At 69.3% G+C, this 14,878-nt stretch carries 13 protein-coding genes and 1 tRNA gene; 10 read left to right on the plus strand and 4 right to left on the minus strand.

Features of this window, described 5'->3' with window-relative positions; all coding sequences use genetic code 11:
• Window positions 1-26: 26 nt before the first annotated feature.
• Window positions 27-437 carry a RidA family protein gene (locus tag ACFU6I_RS15400; RefSeq protein ID WP_384365970.1) on the plus strand — a complete coding sequence of 137 codons (411 nt, stop codon included), beginning with the start codon at window positions 27-29 and terminating at the stop codon, window positions 435-437.
• Window positions 438-664: 227 nt separating this feature from the next.
• Here ACFU6I_RS15400 and ACFU6I_RS15405 read toward each other — a convergent pair.
• Both ACFU6I_RS15405 and ACFU6I_RS15410 read right to left on the minus strand, forming a co-directional pair.
• Window positions 665-749 (minus strand) — tRNA-Ser (locus tag ACFU6I_RS15405).
• A gap of 620 nt (window positions 750-1,369) precedes the next feature.
• Window positions 1,370-2,836: a S1C family serine protease gene (locus ACFU6I_RS15410; RefSeq protein ID WP_384365973.1), complete on the minus strand. Its 1,467-nt coding sequence runs from the start codon at window positions 2,834-2,836 to the stop codon at window positions 1,370-1,372.
• Window positions 2,837-3,033: 197 nt separating this feature from the next.
• On the opposite strand from ACFU6I_RS15410, the gene ACFU6I_RS15415 reads away from it, so the two are divergent.
• The 3 genes from ACFU6I_RS15415 (at window position 3,034) to ACFU6I_RS15425 (ending at window position 5,718) form a co-directional block, all read left to right on the plus strand.
• Complete coding sequence (locus ACFU6I_RS15415; protein WP_384365976.1) at window positions 3,034-3,861, plus strand: glycerophosphodiester phosphodiesterase; 828 nt, start codon at window positions 3,034-3,036, stop codon at window positions 3,859-3,861.
• 53 nt (window positions 3,862-3,914) lie between these two features.
• The gene (locus ACFU6I_RS15420; protein WP_384365979.1) at window positions 3,915-4,514 is read left to right on the plus strand and encodes an ATP-binding protein; all 600 of its coding nucleotides are present in this window, start codon (window positions 3,915-3,917) and stop codon (window positions 4,512-4,514) included.
• 238 nt (window positions 4,515-4,752) lie between these two features.
• Entirely contained in the window at window positions 4,753-5,718 is a 966-nt protein-coding gene (locus ACFU6I_RS15425) for a DUF5926 family protein (RefSeq protein ID WP_384365982.1), read from the plus strand.
• A gap of 1,116 nt (window positions 5,719-6,834) precedes the next feature.
• Here the strand turns inward: ACFU6I_RS15425 and ACFU6I_RS15430 are convergent.
• Window positions 6,835-7,518, minus strand: coding sequence for a bifunctional DNA primase/polymerase (locus ACFU6I_RS15430; protein WP_384365985.1), 684 nt, complete (start codon window positions 7,516-7,518; stop codon window positions 6,835-6,837).
• Window positions 7,519-7,993: 475 nt separating this feature from the next.
• Between ACFU6I_RS15430 and ACFU6I_RS15435 the strand changes: the two genes are divergently transcribed.
• Both ACFU6I_RS15435 and ACFU6I_RS15440 read left to right on the plus strand, forming a co-directional pair.
• The gene (locus ACFU6I_RS15435; RefSeq protein ID WP_384365988.1) at window positions 7,994-9,481 is read left to right on the plus strand and encodes a PP2C family protein-serine/threonine phosphatase; all 1,488 of its coding nucleotides are present in this window, start codon (window positions 7,994-7,996) and stop codon (window positions 9,479-9,481) included.
• Window positions 9,482-9,604: 123 nt separating this feature from the next.
• Window positions 9,605-11,077, plus strand: coding sequence for an aminopeptidase P family protein (locus ACFU6I_RS15440; RefSeq protein WP_384365991.1), 1,473 nt, complete (start codon window positions 9,605-9,607; stop codon window positions 11,075-11,077).
• 40 nt (window positions 11,078-11,117) lie between these two features.
• On the opposite strand, the gene ACFU6I_RS15445 is transcribed toward ACFU6I_RS15440, so the two are convergent.
• Window positions 11,118-11,657, minus strand: a complete 540-nt coding sequence (locus ACFU6I_RS15445; protein WP_384365994.1) for an ATP-binding protein — start codon at window positions 11,655-11,657, stop codon at window positions 11,118-11,120.
• A 227-nt stretch (window positions 11,658-11,884) separates the two neighbouring features.
• Between ACFU6I_RS15445 and ACFU6I_RS15450 the strand changes: the two genes are divergently transcribed.
• From ACFU6I_RS15450 to ACFU6I_RS15465, 4 genes are all read left to right on the plus strand, one after another.
• Window positions 11,885-12,703 (plus strand): hypothetical protein, encoded by an 819-nt coding sequence (locus ACFU6I_RS15450; protein WP_384365997.1) that lies wholly within the window; start codon window positions 11,885-11,887, stop codon window positions 12,701-12,703.
• A 182-nt stretch (window positions 12,704-12,885) separates the two neighbouring features.
• Entirely contained in the window at window positions 12,886-13,632 is a 747-nt protein-coding gene (locus ACFU6I_RS15455) for a YcnI family protein (RefSeq protein WP_384366000.1), read from the plus strand.
• A gap of 140 nt (window positions 13,633-13,772) precedes the next feature.
• On the plus strand, window positions 13,773-14,426 hold the full coding sequence (locus tag ACFU6I_RS15460) for an SCO family protein (RefSeq protein WP_384366003.1): 654 nt from the start codon (window positions 13,773-13,775) through the stop codon (window positions 14,424-14,426).
• The gene (locus tag ACFU6I_RS15465) at window positions 14,423-14,872 is read left to right on the plus strand and encodes a copper chaperone PCu(A)C (RefSeq protein WP_384366006.1); all 450 of its coding nucleotides are present in this window, start codon (window positions 14,423-14,425) and stop codon (window positions 14,870-14,872) included. The genes ACFU6I_RS15460 and ACFU6I_RS15465 overlap by 4 nt, the downstream gene beginning before the upstream one ends.
• The last annotated feature ends 6 nt before the right edge of the window (window positions 14,873-14,878 follow it).

Genomic DNA, 14,878 nt, shown 5'->3' on the forward strand with positions numbered 1-14,878 from the left:
ATACCTAGCTCAGAGGGAGAACACTGATGACTGTCCAGCACTTCACGCCGGAAGGCATGCTGCAACCGACTCCGTATCACCACGTGGCCGTCGGCACCGGCGCGACACACATTCACGTCAGCGGGCAGGTCGCACGCCGGGCCGATGGGACTCCGGTCGCACCCGGCGACCTGGCCGGGCAGGTCGCCCAGGCACTGCGCAACACCTCCGTCGGGCTCGCGGGCGCGGGCGCGTCGTTCGCAGACGTGCTGCGCCTGACGTTCTACGTGACCCGATGGAGCCCGGAGAAAATCGGCGACTTCATGGCCGGTGTGGAGGCCGTCGCCGACGAGATCGGGCTCCAGCTCCCCATGCCACCGGCCTCCCTGATCGGTGTCGAGTACCTCTTCGAGCCGGATGTGCTCGTAGAAGTCGAAGCAACTGCGCTGCTCGGCTGACTTGAGGCATGGCTTCCAGCCCCGTCTCCGTGCGATCGCCACCCCGACCACACCCGACCGACGCGGACGATACCCAGCACCACCCCTGCCCGCGATGCGCGGCCCAGCCCGGATCACCGTGCCCCTCACGCTCCGGCGCCGTCACCGGGTGGGACAACCCTCAACGCGAAAGGGGTACCCCGAGGTCGGGGTACCCCTTCTGACCAACTACTTCGCCGGCCTGCACGCGGTGGGTGTGGGATTTGAACCCACGGTGACTCGCGCCACGACGGTTTTCAAGACCGTTCCCTTAGGCCGCTCGGGCAACCCACCTTCGCCCCGCCTTGCCTGCTGCGGAGCGGGCTACAGCCTACCGGCTGGGTGCATCCGGTGTGACTGGCCGGTCCCATGAGCGGCCGCACCCGACCAGTTGATCACGCGTCCACCGCCAGGGCACCGCCGCCCCCGTCGTATGTCCCCCACAACCGGGTGCGCCGCGGTGGTGCACGTAACCCCGCTCACTTGTACACGAATCCCGTCGTCCTGCCGCCGACCGTGTCGCCGGTGACGTCGGGCGCCACAAGTGCGGCGACATATTCGGGCGTTGTGGCTCACTGCGACAGAGAGCCACAACGCCGGTGTCGGTGGTCCTCCAGGAGCGGATGGTCACGTACCGGACTCCCGCCAACCCGAAATCAGCATCACAGGCGCCGAGTCGGCCGTCCTGGCGGGACCCGGGTGAATGCACTCATCACGCTCATGGAAGCACCGCGCAGCAACGGACGCGGGTACAGCGGCATCCGCAGCATCAACAGGAGCTGAACGACTGCTGCGCCCCGCGGACGAGTGACCGCAACCGCCCGGGCGCTGCGCCGTGGGACGCACGAGGGGCTGCCGAATCGCTCGGCAGCCCCCCCACCTGCGCCTTTCCCGGCTGTGAGCAGCCGGTCCGGTCAGTTGTCGCCCTTGCGCTGCCCCAGGGTGACTTCGGCGGTCGACACCTTGCCGTCTCGCTTGTACGTCAGCGTCACCTTGTCGCCCGGCTTGTGGGTCCAGATCTCGCCGATCAGGGTCGGGCCGCTGTCGATCACCGAGTCGTTGAACTTCGTGATGACATCGCCCGCCTTGAGGCCTGCCTTGGCCGCCGGGCCGTCCGGCGAGACGGCCGGGGTGCCGCCCGAGCCCTGGTCCGAGATGGCGGCTCCGCCGGTCCTCTCGTCCATCGAGACCGTGGCACCGATCACCGGGTAGACCGGCTGACCGGTCTTGATCAGCTGCTGGGCGACGTTCTTCGCCTGGTTGATCGGGATCGCGAAGCCGAGGCCGATGGAGCCCGCCTGCGACTGGGCGCTGCTGCCGGTGGACTGGATCGCCGAGTTGATGCCGATGACCGCGCCGCGCGCATCGAGCAGCGGACCGCCGGAGTTGCCCGGGTTGATCGAGGCGTCGGTCTGCAGTGCGCTCATGTACGAGTTGCTGCCGCCGGAACCGTCACCGGAGGCCACCGGGCGATTCTTGGCGCTGATGATGCCCGTCGTAACCGTGTTGGACAGACCGAATGGCGCACCGATCGCGATCGTCGAATCACCGACCGCGACCTGGTCCGAGTTTCCGAGGGCGAGCGGTGCAAGACCCGACGGTGCGTTCTTCAGCTTCAGCACCGCGACGTCGTAACCCTGCGCGCGGCCGACCACCTCGGCGTCGTACTTCTTGCCGTTGGAGAACGTCGCCGTGAGCTGGCCACTGTTCGCCGCGGAGGCCACCACGTGGTTGTTCGTGAGGATGTGGCCCTCCTTGTCGTACACGAATCCGGTGCCCGTGCCGCCCTCGCCGTCGCCGCTCTGCGCGTTGATGGTGACCACGCTCGGCAGCGCCGCGGCCGCGACGCCCGCGACCGTACCGGGATCGCGCTTGAGTACCTGAGGGTTGGACGCCGCGACCGTGGTCGAGCCGGAGGAGCTGTCGTTCCGGTCGGCCGCCCAGAAGCCGAGGGCGCCGCCGATGCCGCCCGCCACGAGCGCCGCCACGGCCACCGCCGCCACCAGGCCTCCACCTCGCCGCTTACCCGAGGCTTCGGGCGTCTGCGGCTGGCCGGGGGCGCCCCACACGGGACCACCGCCACCACCCGCGCCCTGGGCGTACACGGGAACAGCTGGCGGGGGCGGCGGCCAGGCACCCCCGGGCTGGGACTGCGGCGGCTGCGGCGGCGGCCAGTCATTCGCGCGCTGCGGCTGCTGGGACGGCTGCTCCGGCTGCTGGAATTGCTGCGTTGCCGTCGCTTCCGACGATTCCGGGCTCGGGGGCGCCGGCGGGGAGGCAGGCGTGCCCTCGGGAGCAGCGGCCGGCACGGGAGGTGCGGACGGAACGGACGGAACGGCCTGAGCCGCGGTGCCCTCGTTGCCCTCGTTCTCTGTGCTCACAGCTCTTTACTCCTCGGTTCCTCATCAGTTTCGGCAAGAGATCCGCTGTGCACGTGTCTGGAGCCAGCTTTTCCCATGACCCGTCAGGCCACTGTAAGCAGGACCTGTGTGTCCGCACACCAATCTTTATATCCGGCAAAACGGTCTCTCGCTGCCAGGTGCACGCGCCCGTCGCCCCACGGTGACACCATGACGCCGTGACCCACGCACGGCAGCACACCCCGCACCACCCCATCCAGGTCATCGCACACCGCGGAGCGTCCGACGACGCACCCGAGCACACCCTGGCGGCATACCGGAAGGCGATCGAGGACGGCGCCGACGCCCTGGAGTGCGATGTACGTCTCACCGCCGACGGCCAGCTCGTCTGCGTCCACGACCGCCGGGTGAACCGCACGTCCAACGGGCGGGGTGCCGTCTCCGCCCTGGAGCTCTCCGCACTCGCCGCACTCGACTTCGGCTCCTGGAAGGACCGCGAGGAGTCTCCGGACTGGGACCCGGTGCCGGGCGAGCTCACCTCCGTACTCACTCTGGAGCGACTGCTCCAACTGGTCGTCGAGACGCGAGCTGCCGGGCGACCCCTGCAACTGGCCATCGAAACCAAGCACCCCACGCGCTGGGCCGGCCAGGTGGAAGAGCGGCTGCTGCACCTCCTGAAGCGGTACGAGCTCGACACGCCACCAGCAGACGGCCCTTCACCGGTACGGATCATGAGTTTCTCGGCGCGCTCCCTGCACCGCATCCAGGCCGCCTCACCCACCCTGCCCACCGTCTATCTGATGCAGTTCGTCTCGCCGCGGCTGCGCGACGGGCGACTGCCCGCCGGTGCCCGGATCGCCGGTCCGGGTCTGCGGATCGTACGCAGTAACCCCGGCTACATCGAGCGACTGCACCGCGCGGGCCACCGCGTGCACGTCTGGACGGTCAATGAACCGGAGGACGTCGAGCTCTGCGCCCGCCTGGGCGTCGAGGCAATCATCACGAATCGCCCAAAACAGGTCCTGTCGCAACTGGGTCACCTTTAACATCAGTTACAGGGAGTACACCGGCGCATTCGGTCTGTATCCGATCGTTACGAGTGCGTCACTCGCAGACCATTGGCCGGTTTCCGGCCCAGCCCAGGAGGGCATTCACTCCGTGGCGTGGGGCAAAGGAGGTCTCGGGGGTGGCGTTGGTGGTGGCACAGGAAGTGCCCACGTCGTCGAGCATGGCCGTACCCCATGGCCCTGCGGGCGTGGGCCAGGCGCGGCACCGGATGCGCGAGCAATTGCGCAGCTACGGGGTGTCGGATTCGGTCGTCGACGATGCTGTATTGATCCTTTCCGAACTTCTCAGCAATGCCTGTCGACACGGCAGGCCGCTGGGGCGACACACAGATGTGGGTGACGGTGACGTCCGCGCCGCATGGCGCGTCGACAGAACAGGCGGACTGACCGTCGAAGTGACCGACGGAGGCGGTCCCACCAGACCGATTCCGGCCACTCCTTCGGTGACGGCGCGCGGCGGACGCGGGCTCAACATCATCAGCGCGCTCGCCGAGGAGTGGGGCGTACGCGACGGCTCGTCCGGCGAGGTCACCGTGTGGGTGGTGGTCAGCGAGGGCCATGGGACCGGGAACGGACACGTGCAGGGGCTCGACGGGCTGGACTTCGCAGACGCCTTCGACGACGTGGGCTGACGCCGACACACCGGTTGCGCACCGCCCGGGCACAGGGCAGATCCGCCATCCGGCGGACAGGACCCCCGTACGGACCGGTGGGCGGACCGCGCAGTCACTGCACGCGTGCCGACCGGCGCCCCGGCCGACGTTCCGGCGTATGTACACGCAGGCACCCGGGCGTCTGTGCCCCGTACCCGACACGGGCCGCTAGGCTCGCGGCCCAGACCGCACTGTCGCAATCGGGAGAAAGCCCACCATGGCCAAGAAGCGCCCTCAGACCAAGGCCGGGAAGCAGCAACTCAAGGACGCCGAGATCCCGGTGGTCGGGGCTCGCGAGCCCTGCCCGTGCGGTTCGGGCCGCCGCTACAAGGCGTGTCACGGCCGCGCCGCCGCCCAGGCCGTGACCGAGCTGGTCCACCGCCCCTTCGAGGGCCTGGCGGGCGAGTGCGACTGGGTCGCCCTGCGCGAGCTGGTGCCCGCAGCCACGGTCGAGTTGACACTCAAGGGCGGGCTGCCCGAGGGTGTGCCGTCCGTGACGCTCGCGACCGTGCTGCCGATGGCCTGGCCGGCACTGCGCCGCGACGACGGTTCCGTCCTTGTGGCCCTGCAGAACGACACCTCCTCCGGCGACCTCAGCCGAGACCTCGCGGACACCCTGCAGCGTGCACTGGCCGCCGAGCCCGGCTCGCCCGTCGCCGCCCGCCGCGTACCGGCCGACGGTCCGCGCCTGCAGGACCTGCTCGACCCGGAAGCGGCGTTCGAGCCGGTCGTCCACTCCGGCTTCGAGTTCTGGGTCCCGGACGCGGAGAACGCCACGCCCGAGGTGTCCGCTTCCCTGGAACGCGCGAACGAAGCGGCGATCCCGACCGTTCTGCTCTCCGGGGTGGACGCCGCCTACTGGTGCGAGACCCCGGAGAAGAACCACCTGCGCTGGGTCATGCCGCACCCCGAGGAGCAGCTGCTCGACGCACTCGCCCGGCTGCACGCCGCCGGCACCTCCTCGCTCGGCGAAGGGACCCGACTGGTCGGCTCCTTCCGCGCGCACGGGCTGATGGTTCCGGTCTGGGACCTGCCGAGCGCGATGGGGGCGGAGGAGTGCGAGAAGCCCGCAGCCGAGCTCATGGAGCGGCTGACAGGGGCGCTCGCCTCGGACGCCCCGCTCACCGCCGAGGAGCGCCGGGCCCGTGGCGGGCTCACCAACCGCCAGGTGACGCTCAGCTGACCGTGCGGACGTGACGCCCCCTGCGGGCCATCCGGTGACGCGCATCACACTTGTCGTATCCGCAGGTAAATCACTGTCCGAATATGCGAGATCGAATTTGCGAACGGCAGATCTCTTGTTACGGTTCTAGAAGCCCGGTCGCTGGTGCATCCCCCGTCGCCAGCGACCGGGCATTCTCATGCCCGGACCCGGCGCGCGGCGCGGCTCACGGAGCGGACGGCGACCGGCGCACAGCAGCCGCGGAGGGGCGTCAACCCGCCGCAGGAGACGCCGGATCGGAACCGGTCCTCAGCAGGAGCGGAGCCGCCGCCACCGCATCCTTTCCGGCGTACTCGGCCACTGCCGCGCAGTCGTCGGGGCCTCCGCGCGACAAGCGGCGAGGCGTTTCGCAGACCCCTGGCTCCTCCTGTGCGTCCACTGTGCAGCGCACTTCGACGGTCCGGCCGCCGGTCCCCATCAGGGTGAGTACGGAAGTGAGTTCGCCACCCGTCGTATTGCGGTAGGAGCCGCGCGCCCCCAGGTGTCCCGACCGTCGGTCATGACGCAGGTCTGCGCCTCGACACCCTCGGGGGAAATCAGCTCGGGGCCGCAGCGGGCAACGGTCCGCGGAGTGGAACCGGCTGCGCCGGGGCCGGTGGCAACGCCGAATCCGGCAACCTCACCGACCTCACGGGGGCGTCCAGTATCGGACAGAAGTCCGACACCGGAACTCCTCTCCGAAGACCCCCTTGAGGAAGTACCCAAAGCACCCTCCGAACCTTTTTCGGAAGGTGCATCAGAAAGCCCGTCGACATCAGACTTTGCATGGGCAGACTTTGCATGGCCGGGCACGGAATCGGGGCTTTCCGTGAGTTGGGCGGAAGCGACGAGCGGGAGCACGACGGCGGACACCACCACACCCGCCATAACGATCATGCGGAAATTCATGGTGATCCCACTTGCAGGCCGACGGGAATGCCTGACGCCGCGGCGAAGGTATCGGCGTCGTGGGTGTCCCCGGGTGGAGCACGCCCGCGGACCGCAGAATCCGGATCGGCTCACACCCGATCGAGTGAGCCGATCCGCACCGGGCCGTCCACCGAACCACTCGTACGCCGGACCCGACAGCCGCGCCTGTCAGTAAGCGAGTCGGCTGCCGCCGTCGGGAGCGCTGTTGCTCGCTTCGACCAGCGCGTCCAGGACGGCTTCGACGTCCGGCAGCCAGGGCGTCGCCGAACCGGGCAGCGGAGCCCGCTCCCAGCGCACCTGTCCCGCACCCACCCCCGACGGGGGAAGGACGAGATAGCCGCCCTCGCCGTGGAAGCGCAGCGAACTGGGCACCCAGTCCTTGGCATGCAACAGCTCACCGAGTCGCTCGAGGGTGTACGGGGCGACCAGCAGCGACCACCGCGTCGGCGTCGCCACCACCGGGCCCAGCCGCATGCCCATGCGATCGAGCTCGGCCAGCGCCCGGGCACCGGCCACGGCCGGCAGGCTCAGCGCGCACGGGGCACGGCCACCGGTGGCCAGCACGATCGGCGCGGTCGGGCGGTTGTTCCACCACCAGCGCACCATGCGCTCGTCGGTGGTCGCCGCGAGGAGACCGGGATCGAAGGGGTGTGCGCCGGGTACGGCGCACTCGGGATCGGGGCAGGCGCAGCCGCGGCCACGGTCACCGCGGCCACCGGCTGCGTCCAGTCCCACTCCGGGGAGCACGGGCCACTGCCATGCAGTGGCGCAGGTCAGGGCCGCGTCGAGCTGAGCGGGCCTTGCCTTGCGCCGGAGCCGGAGCCTGCGTCGCCTTCCGAGGATCTCGCGCATGAGCGCTCGTTCCTTTCCGTTGAACGCCGAGGGCCACATCACACCACGTGCGCGTCACGTCACGTGTGCATTACTTCACCGTGCGTACATGCTCTCTATGTCTGCGGTACGGGGTCACCCGTCGATACCGAGCGTGAGCCGGGTCGAACTGAGCCAGGTCCAGCCAAAAGCATGGCGAGGGGCAGCGCGCATCGCGCCTGCCGTCCCATGGTGCACAACCTCGCCACTCGGGGGTGGGGCGCGGTCGTCGTAGTGAGGACGCCCGGGCTCTCCGCCAGGTTCCGGAGCGACCGGAACTGCCCCTGGTTCCTCACCGATTACGTACCCCGCAGGCCCGGAATGACGCTCCCGCCGGGACTTCACCCCGCGGGAACCCCCTGTCGAGCCGGACCCAGTCGACCGCAATTAGCCGCCATAGGGTGCATTTTTTGGCCAACTTGGTGGCCTCACGGACACCACAAATGCCGTAGGGACAATGCTGGACATCGGCTCACTTGTGCGTGTACATGTGGATGCAGTGATAGCGGCGCAGAATGACATGGGGGTTTGCGATGCTATTCGACGAAACGCACTGGTCGGAAAGCCGGTTGCCATGAGCGCCCCTCACCTACCGAAAGTGGCTGGAATCGATCCCATGGTTCCTGTTTCAGCGCACACTGCCGGGCCCCTGGCCAATGTGGCCACCGCACCGGGAGCCTTCATCCAGGACCGTCTGGCCGGTTGGGTGTCCGACCTCACGACGCTCCATGAACTCACCGAGCGACTGGCCAGAACCAGCACCCTCGACGACGCACTGCACGAACTGCTGGATGCCGGCGCGGCTCTCGTCGGCGCCCGCCGCGGACTGATCGTGTTCGAACCCTCCGACCGTCGCGGCCCGGTCTCCACCATCGGTCTCGGCCTCGCCCATGCCGAGCTCGGGCACATCGAGACAGTGCCTCGCAGTGCCACCTCGTACGGACGGATCCTGGACGGTCTTCCGGCCGCCGAAGCCCCGCTGACCAGCCCTGACCTCCTCGGCGACGCAAGCGTGGACCCCCGCCACCGCGAAGTCGCCGCCCGGCTCGGATACGCCGCCAGCTATGCCCTGCCGATCACCACCGACGCGACCGGGCGACTCGGCGCAGCCGTCTGGCTGTACGACGAGCCCGCCGAGCCGCTGGAGCGTCAACGTCATCTCGTCGGCCTGTACGCCGGGTACGCGAGTGAGCATCTGGCCCGGTTGCTGGAGCTGGAACGGGCCAGGGCCGACGTCGCCACCATCACGGAGGAGCTGCTGCCCAGCCGACTGCCCCGGGTCACCGGCGTACAGCTGGCCGCCCGCCATCGCACGGCACCCCGCGGCGGCGGGGACTGGTACGACGCCCTGGCGCTGCCCGAGGGCGCACTCGGTCTCGCCGTCGGTTCGGTGGGCGGTTCCGGGCCGAGCGCCCTGGCCGCCATGGGACGGCTGCGGGCGGGTCTGCGGGCGTACGCGGTGATGGAGGGCGAGGATCCGGTCGCCGTCCTGTCCGATCTGGAACTGCTGCTGCGGCTGACCGAACCCGCCCGGTCCGCGACCGCGCTCTTCGCCTACTGCGAACCCGCCCGCCACAAGATCCTGCTGGCCGGCGCAGGACACACCCCGCCGCTGGTGATCGGCGACCGGCGCACGGAGTTCGTCGAGACCTCGTTGTCCGCGCCGCTGGGGATGCTTGCCTGCTGGGAAGCGCCGAGCGTGGAAATCGCCCCGGCGCCCGGCGAGACCGTACTGCTCTACACCGACGGGCTGTTGCGCCGTACCGGCGACTCGATGGACCGGGCGTTCGCACGGCTCCACTCGGCAGCCGCGAACGTGCCGAGGGCGCTGCGCCACGACGCCGGGTTCGTCGCCGACCATGTCCTGCGGACCGTCCTTCCGGACGGGCTCGACCAGACCGGCGGCACGGAGGACGTCGTGATCCTCGCCGCACGCTTCGACTGAACCGGTTCCCGGCTGAGTGATGTCTTCCGGCTTCCGTGTGTAAGAGGTCTTACGGCCCAGGGCCCCCTTCCGTACGCCCGTACGATGGATGAGATCCAGTGTCGTATCAAGGAGAGTCAAGCCGTGTCTGAGGAGCTCATCCCGGAGAACCCGGAGAACCCGGAGACCGAAGAAGCCGAGACGGTCAAGCAGCGGAAGAACGGCCTGTACCCGGGCGTATCCGATGAGCTCGCCGCCGGAATGAAGTCGGGTTGGGCCGACACCGAGCTGCACGGCCTCGAGCCGATCGCGCAGGCCGGTCACACCGCCGACCGCCGCGCCGCACTGTCCGCCCGCTTCCCCGGCGAGCGTCTGGTCATTCCCGCGGGCAAGCTGAAGACCCGCGCCAACGACACCGAGTACGCCTTCCGCGCGTCCACCGAGTACGCGTACCTCACCGGCAACCAGACCCAGGACGGTGTGCTCGTCCTGGAGCCGAAGGCCGACGGCCACGAGGCGACGATCTACCTGCTGCCCCGCTCCGACCGGGAGAACGGCGAGTTCTGGCTCGACGGCCAGGGCGAGCTGTGGGTCGGCCGCCGCCACTCCCTCACCGAGGCGGAGCACCTGCTGGGAATCCCGGCGAAGGACGTGCGCGAGCTCCCGGCCGCGCTGGCCGAGACCACCGGCCCGGTCCGCAACCTCCGCGGCCACGACGCGGGCATCGACGCCGCGCTCACCGACAAGGTCACCGCGGAGCGCGACGAGGAACTGAAGATCTATCTCTCCGAGGCGCGACTGATCAAGGACGCCTTCGAGACGGCAGAGCTGCAGAAGGCCTGCGACGCCACGGCGCGCGGCTTCGAGGACGTCGTGAAGGTCCTCGACAAGGCCGAGGCCACCAGCGAGCGCTACATCGAGGGAACGTTCTTCCTGCGCGCCCGCGTCGAGGGCAACGACATCGGTTACGGCTCGATCTGCGCGGCCGGCCCGCACGCCACCACCCTGCACTGGGTGCGCAACGACGGCCCCGTGCGCTCCGGCGAGCTGCTGCTCCTCGACGCCGGTGTCGAGACGAACGACCTCTACACCGCCGACGTGACCCGGACCCTTCCCATCAACGGCACGTTCACGCCGCTGCAGCGGAAGATCTACGACGCGGTGTACGAGGCCCAGGAGGCGGGCATCGCCGCCGTCAAGCCGGGCGCGGCCTTCCGCGACTTCCACGACGCCGCGCAGCGCGTGCTCGCCGAGAAGCTCGTCGCCTGGGGCCTGCTGGGCGACCTTTCCGTGGAGAAGGTCCTGGAGCTGGGTCTCCAGCGCCGCTGGACCCTGCACGGCACGGGCCACATGCTCGGCATGGACGTCCACGACTGCGCCACCGCGCGCACGGAGACGTACGTCAACGGAACGCTCGAGGCCGGCATGTGCCTCACCGTCGAACCGGGCCTGTACTTCCAGGCCGACGACCTCACCGTGCCGGAGGAGTACCGCGGCATCGGCGTCCGGATCGAGGACGACATCCTCGTTACCGAGGACGGCAACCGGAACCTCTCCGACAAGCTGCCGCGCCAGGCCGACGAGATCGAGGCCTGGATGGCCCAGCTCAAGGGCTGACCCCCGGGAACCCGCACCCGAGAGCCGGAGGGCGCCCTGCTCAGGACACCATGAGCAGGGCGCCCTCCCGCCATTTCAGAACCTTGTCGAAGCTCACCACCGCGCCACGACCCGGGCGGTTGCCGAAGTGAACATGGTCGGCGAGCTGCTCGATCAGACAGAGCCCCCGGCCGTCCTCGGCGTCGACGGGCGGCAGGAACTGCTGCTGATGTTGATCCGACTGCGGCTGGTCAGCAGTCCGAAGCGCGCACCGCGCGGGGAAACCCGGCCCCGAATCGGCGACTTCGATACGGCATTTCTCGCCGTCCAGATACGCGGTGACCCGGTACTGCCCGGAAGCCGAACCGGACTGCTCGTCCCAGGCGTCCCATGTGTCCCACGGGGCCCCGGGGGCGCCGACGTCTCTCCGGTCCCCGCCGTGCTCGACGGCGTTCGCACATGCTTCGCTGAGCGCGACCGACAGATCGAAGGAGATGTCCGGATCCACGCCGGCGGTCTCCATGGTGCCGAGCAGGAAACGACGGGCGAGCGGAACGCTCGCAGCTTCGCGCCGCAAATGGAGTGACCACCAGATGCTCATGCTCCAGCCTCCTGGCTGCGGCTCGACATACCGATACGTATTGCCGCACCGGGCGGTTCGTAAGCACAGACCTGATGTGAAACAGCTCATTCGGCGGATACCCGCACCTGGTGCACCCGTGTATGCCAGGCCCGACAGCAGGCACGCCTCGCACTCAATCGGGCGGAAGGCGACCTTCCGGACCTGCCGTACCGATTCCCGGGACGCAGTGCGATGATGGGCCGGCCATGTCTACGCCTGTCGCACGCGCCGGAGCCGGTCTGCGGCTCCTGAGGGCCGCGGTGTTCACCGCGGTCTGTGTCGCGTTGTCCGCGGCAGGGCACGCACTGGCCTCCTGCGCGAGCGTCCCCTGGTGGACGCTGCTCGCAGGCTTCCTCGGAGTCTTCGCGCTGGTCGTGACGCTCGCCGGACGCGAGCGCTCCCTGCCGTCCATCGCCGCCGCCCTGGCCGGTGGACAGCTCGCCCTGCACACCCTGTTCGGTCTGGGCACGCACAGCACGTCCGGTACGCCGACACCGGCAGCAACGGGCGACGGCTCCCTGATCCGGTTCGCCGCAAGCCTGGTGTGCGGCGCCGGACCGGCACAGCTGAACGCCGCCGATGCCCACCGCATCGTCAGCGAAGCGGGCATCGATCCGGCGACGGTGACAGGCATGGACCATCAGTCGATGGCCGCCGGAACCGACCCGACCACCCTCGCCGGGCTGCTCACGGGTCTGCTTCCCAGCCTGCCCATGGTGCTCGGCCATCTGCTGGCCGCGCTCGCCACGGGCTGGCTGCTGCGGCGCGGCGAGATCGCCTTGTTCAAGCTGACCAGGCTTTCCGCGCACGGCGCCCAGCAGCTCGCGGCCGAGGCCCGGTTGCGCGCGCTGCGGGCCGCGCTCGTTCTCGTACGAACGCTGCGGGCCGGTCTCCCGATTGAGGCGGCGACCGGGCCGCGCACCCCCCGTACGGCAGCCGACGCACCGGCTCCGGTCACCGGCGATCCACTGCAGCACCAGGTGATCAGGCGCGGGCCTCCGTCCGTATTCGCCCTCGCAGCCTGACGCGACACCCTCCGCTCGTAGCACGCACGACCCGTTCCGCGGTCATCACCCGGCCCACGCCCGGTGGCGCCCGCCCGGCACCGTGCACGCACGCCGCACGTGAGGAAGAGGTGTCGCGACGCCGTCGCGCACCTGCGCGGCGGACCACCTTTCCTTCCTGCTTCTGTGGAGTGATTCCTGCCATGAACGTTTCCCGCATCGCCCTGGTCGGCGGCGTCGCCGCGTCCACCGTGCTGATGCTCGCCGGTACCGCCTCCGCGCACGTCAGCGTGCAACCGCAGGGCGAGGCAGCCAAGGGCGGCTACGCCACGATCAACTTCAAGGTCCCCAACGAGCAGGACGACGCCTCGACGACCAAGCTCGAGGTCAACTTCCCGACCGATCACCCACTGGCCTCCGTGATGCCGCAGCCGGTGCCCGGCTGGAAGATCGACGTCACCAGGAGCAAGCTGGCGAAGCCGCTGGACATGCACGGCCAGAAGATCAACGAGGCCGTCTCCAAGGTCACCTGGACCGCCGAGGGCAGCAAGAACAGCCTCGGCATCCGCCCGGGCGAATTCCAGCAGTTCCCGCTCTCCGTCGGCCAGCTCCCCGAGGACGCCGACCAGCTGGTCTTCAAGGCCATCCAGACGTACGACAACAAGGACGTCGTCCGCTGGATCGAGGAGCAGAAGGAGGGCGCCGCGGAGCCCGAGAGCCCGGCTCCCGTCCTCAAGCTGACCGCCGCGACCACCGACGAGCACGGCAGCACCGCCGACGACAAGAGCGGTGCGGCGACCGCCGACGAGGCGAAGGACAAGCGCACGGAGGCTGCTTCCGCCTCGTCCTCCAGTGACACCACCGCGCGTGTCCTCGGGGTGGTCGGCATCGTCATCGGCATCGCGGGGGTGGCCTTCGGCGTCCTCGCAGGCCGCCGCCGCACCGCCTGAGACCCCCGGCCCCCTCTTTCGGATCGAGCCGCCCTCCGGGCCGGACCGCAGACGCGCGGTCCCGGCCCCAGGGGCCGGCCTGATCCGGAAGAGGGCCCGGAGACCCACCGTTTCACCGACCCACCAGGAATCAGCGATCCATGCGTAAGAAAACTGTGCTGGTCGCGGCGTTCGTCGCCGCGGCCGCACTCACCCTGTCGGCCTGCGGCAGCAGCGACGACAAGGCCGGGAAACCCATCGCCGATGTCTCCGCCGAGGCGAAGACCAAGGCCGCGACGGTACTCGACCAGCCGTTCACCAAGCCCAACCTCGTCCTGACCGACACCCACGGCAAGAAGTACGACCTGCGTGAGCAGACCAAGGGCAGGCCGACGCTCATCTACTTCGGCTACACCAACTGCCCCGATGTCTGCCCGCTGATCATGAGCAACATCGCCATCGCCAAGAAGTCCCTGCCCAAGGCCGACCAGGACAAGCTCCGGGTCGTCTTCGTCACCACCGACCCCGAGCGGGACACCCCGTCCTCGCTGGGCAGCTGGCTCAAGGCCCAGGACGCCTCCTTCATCGGCCTCACCGGCGACTTCCCGACCATCCAGGCGGGCGCACGCCAGATCGGCATCGGCATAGACCCGCCGAAGAAGGAGAAGGACGGCACGGTCGTCTCGATGCACGGGTCGCAGGTCATCGCGTTCTCCCCGAAGACCGACAAGGGGTACGTGCTGTACAGCGAGGACACCTCGCCCGACGACTACACCAAGGACCTCCCCAAGATCATCAAGGGGGAGGCTCCGTGAACCGCCGCACCACCCTCACCGGCGCCCTCGCCCTCACCACCGGGCTGGCGCTTGCAGGATGCTCGGCCTCGGACAGCAAGCCAGAGCTGAAGGTGACCGGCGCGTTCATGCCGCAGCCCGTCAGCGACATGGCGGCGGGCTTCCTCGTCGTGCGGAACACCGGCGGCAGCTCCGACCGGCTCACGTCGGTCACCAGCCCGCTCTCGGACCACGTCACGATCCACGAGACGAGGAACCAGACGATGCGCATGGTGACGTCCTTCGAGGTGCCCGCCGACGGCGAGCTGGATCTGGAGCGCGGCGGGAGCCACATCATGTTCACCGCGCTCAAGGAGCGGCCCAAGCAGGGCGAGACGGTGACCATGGAGCTGCACTTCGAGAAGGCCGATCCCATCAGGGTCGACCTTCCCGTGAAGGAGACCACCTACAACCCGAAGAAGCAGTGAGGTACT

The sequence above is a fragment of the Streptomyces sp. NPDC057486 genome (assembly GCF_042802415.1).
GTDB classification, from domain to species: Bacteria; Actinomycetota; Actinomycetes; order Streptomycetales; family Streptomycetaceae; genus Streptomyces; species Streptomyces yanii.

What these genes read in the sequence shown, in the direction of transcription:
- ACFU6I_RS15400 (WP_384365970.1), top strand. Translation starts at nt 27, where the DNA reads ATGACTGTCCAGCACTTCACGCCGGAAGGCATGCTGCAACCGACTCCG.
- ACFU6I_RS15425 (WP_384365982.1), top strand. Translation starts at nt 4,753, where the DNA reads ATGGCCAAGAAGCGCCCTCAGACCAAGGCCGGGAAGCAGCAACTCAAG.
- ACFU6I_RS15430 (WP_384365985.1), bottom strand. Translation starts at nt 7,518, where the DNA reads ATGCGCGAGATCCTCGGAAGGCGACGCAGGCTCCGGCTCCGGCGCAAG.
- ACFU6I_RS15435 (WP_384365988.1), top strand. Translation starts at nt 7,994, where the DNA reads ATGCTGGACATCGGCTCACTTGTGCGTGTACATGTGGATGCAGTGATA.
- ACFU6I_RS15445 (WP_384365994.1), bottom strand. Translation starts at nt 11,657, where the DNA reads ATGAGCATCTGGTGGTCACTCCATTTGCGGCGCGAAGCTGCGAGCGTT.
- ACFU6I_RS15450 (WP_384365997.1), top strand. Translation starts at nt 11,885, where the DNA reads ATGTCTACGCCTGTCGCACGCGCCGGAGCCGGTCTGCGGCTCCTGAGG.
- ACFU6I_RS15455 (WP_384366000.1), top strand. Translation starts at nt 12,886, where the DNA reads ATGAACGTTTCCCGCATCGCCCTGGTCGGCGGCGTCGCCGCGTCCACC.
- ACFU6I_RS15460 (WP_384366003.1), top strand. Translation starts at nt 13,773, where the DNA reads ATGCGTAAGAAAACTGTGCTGGTCGCGGCGTTCGTCGCCGCGGCCGCA.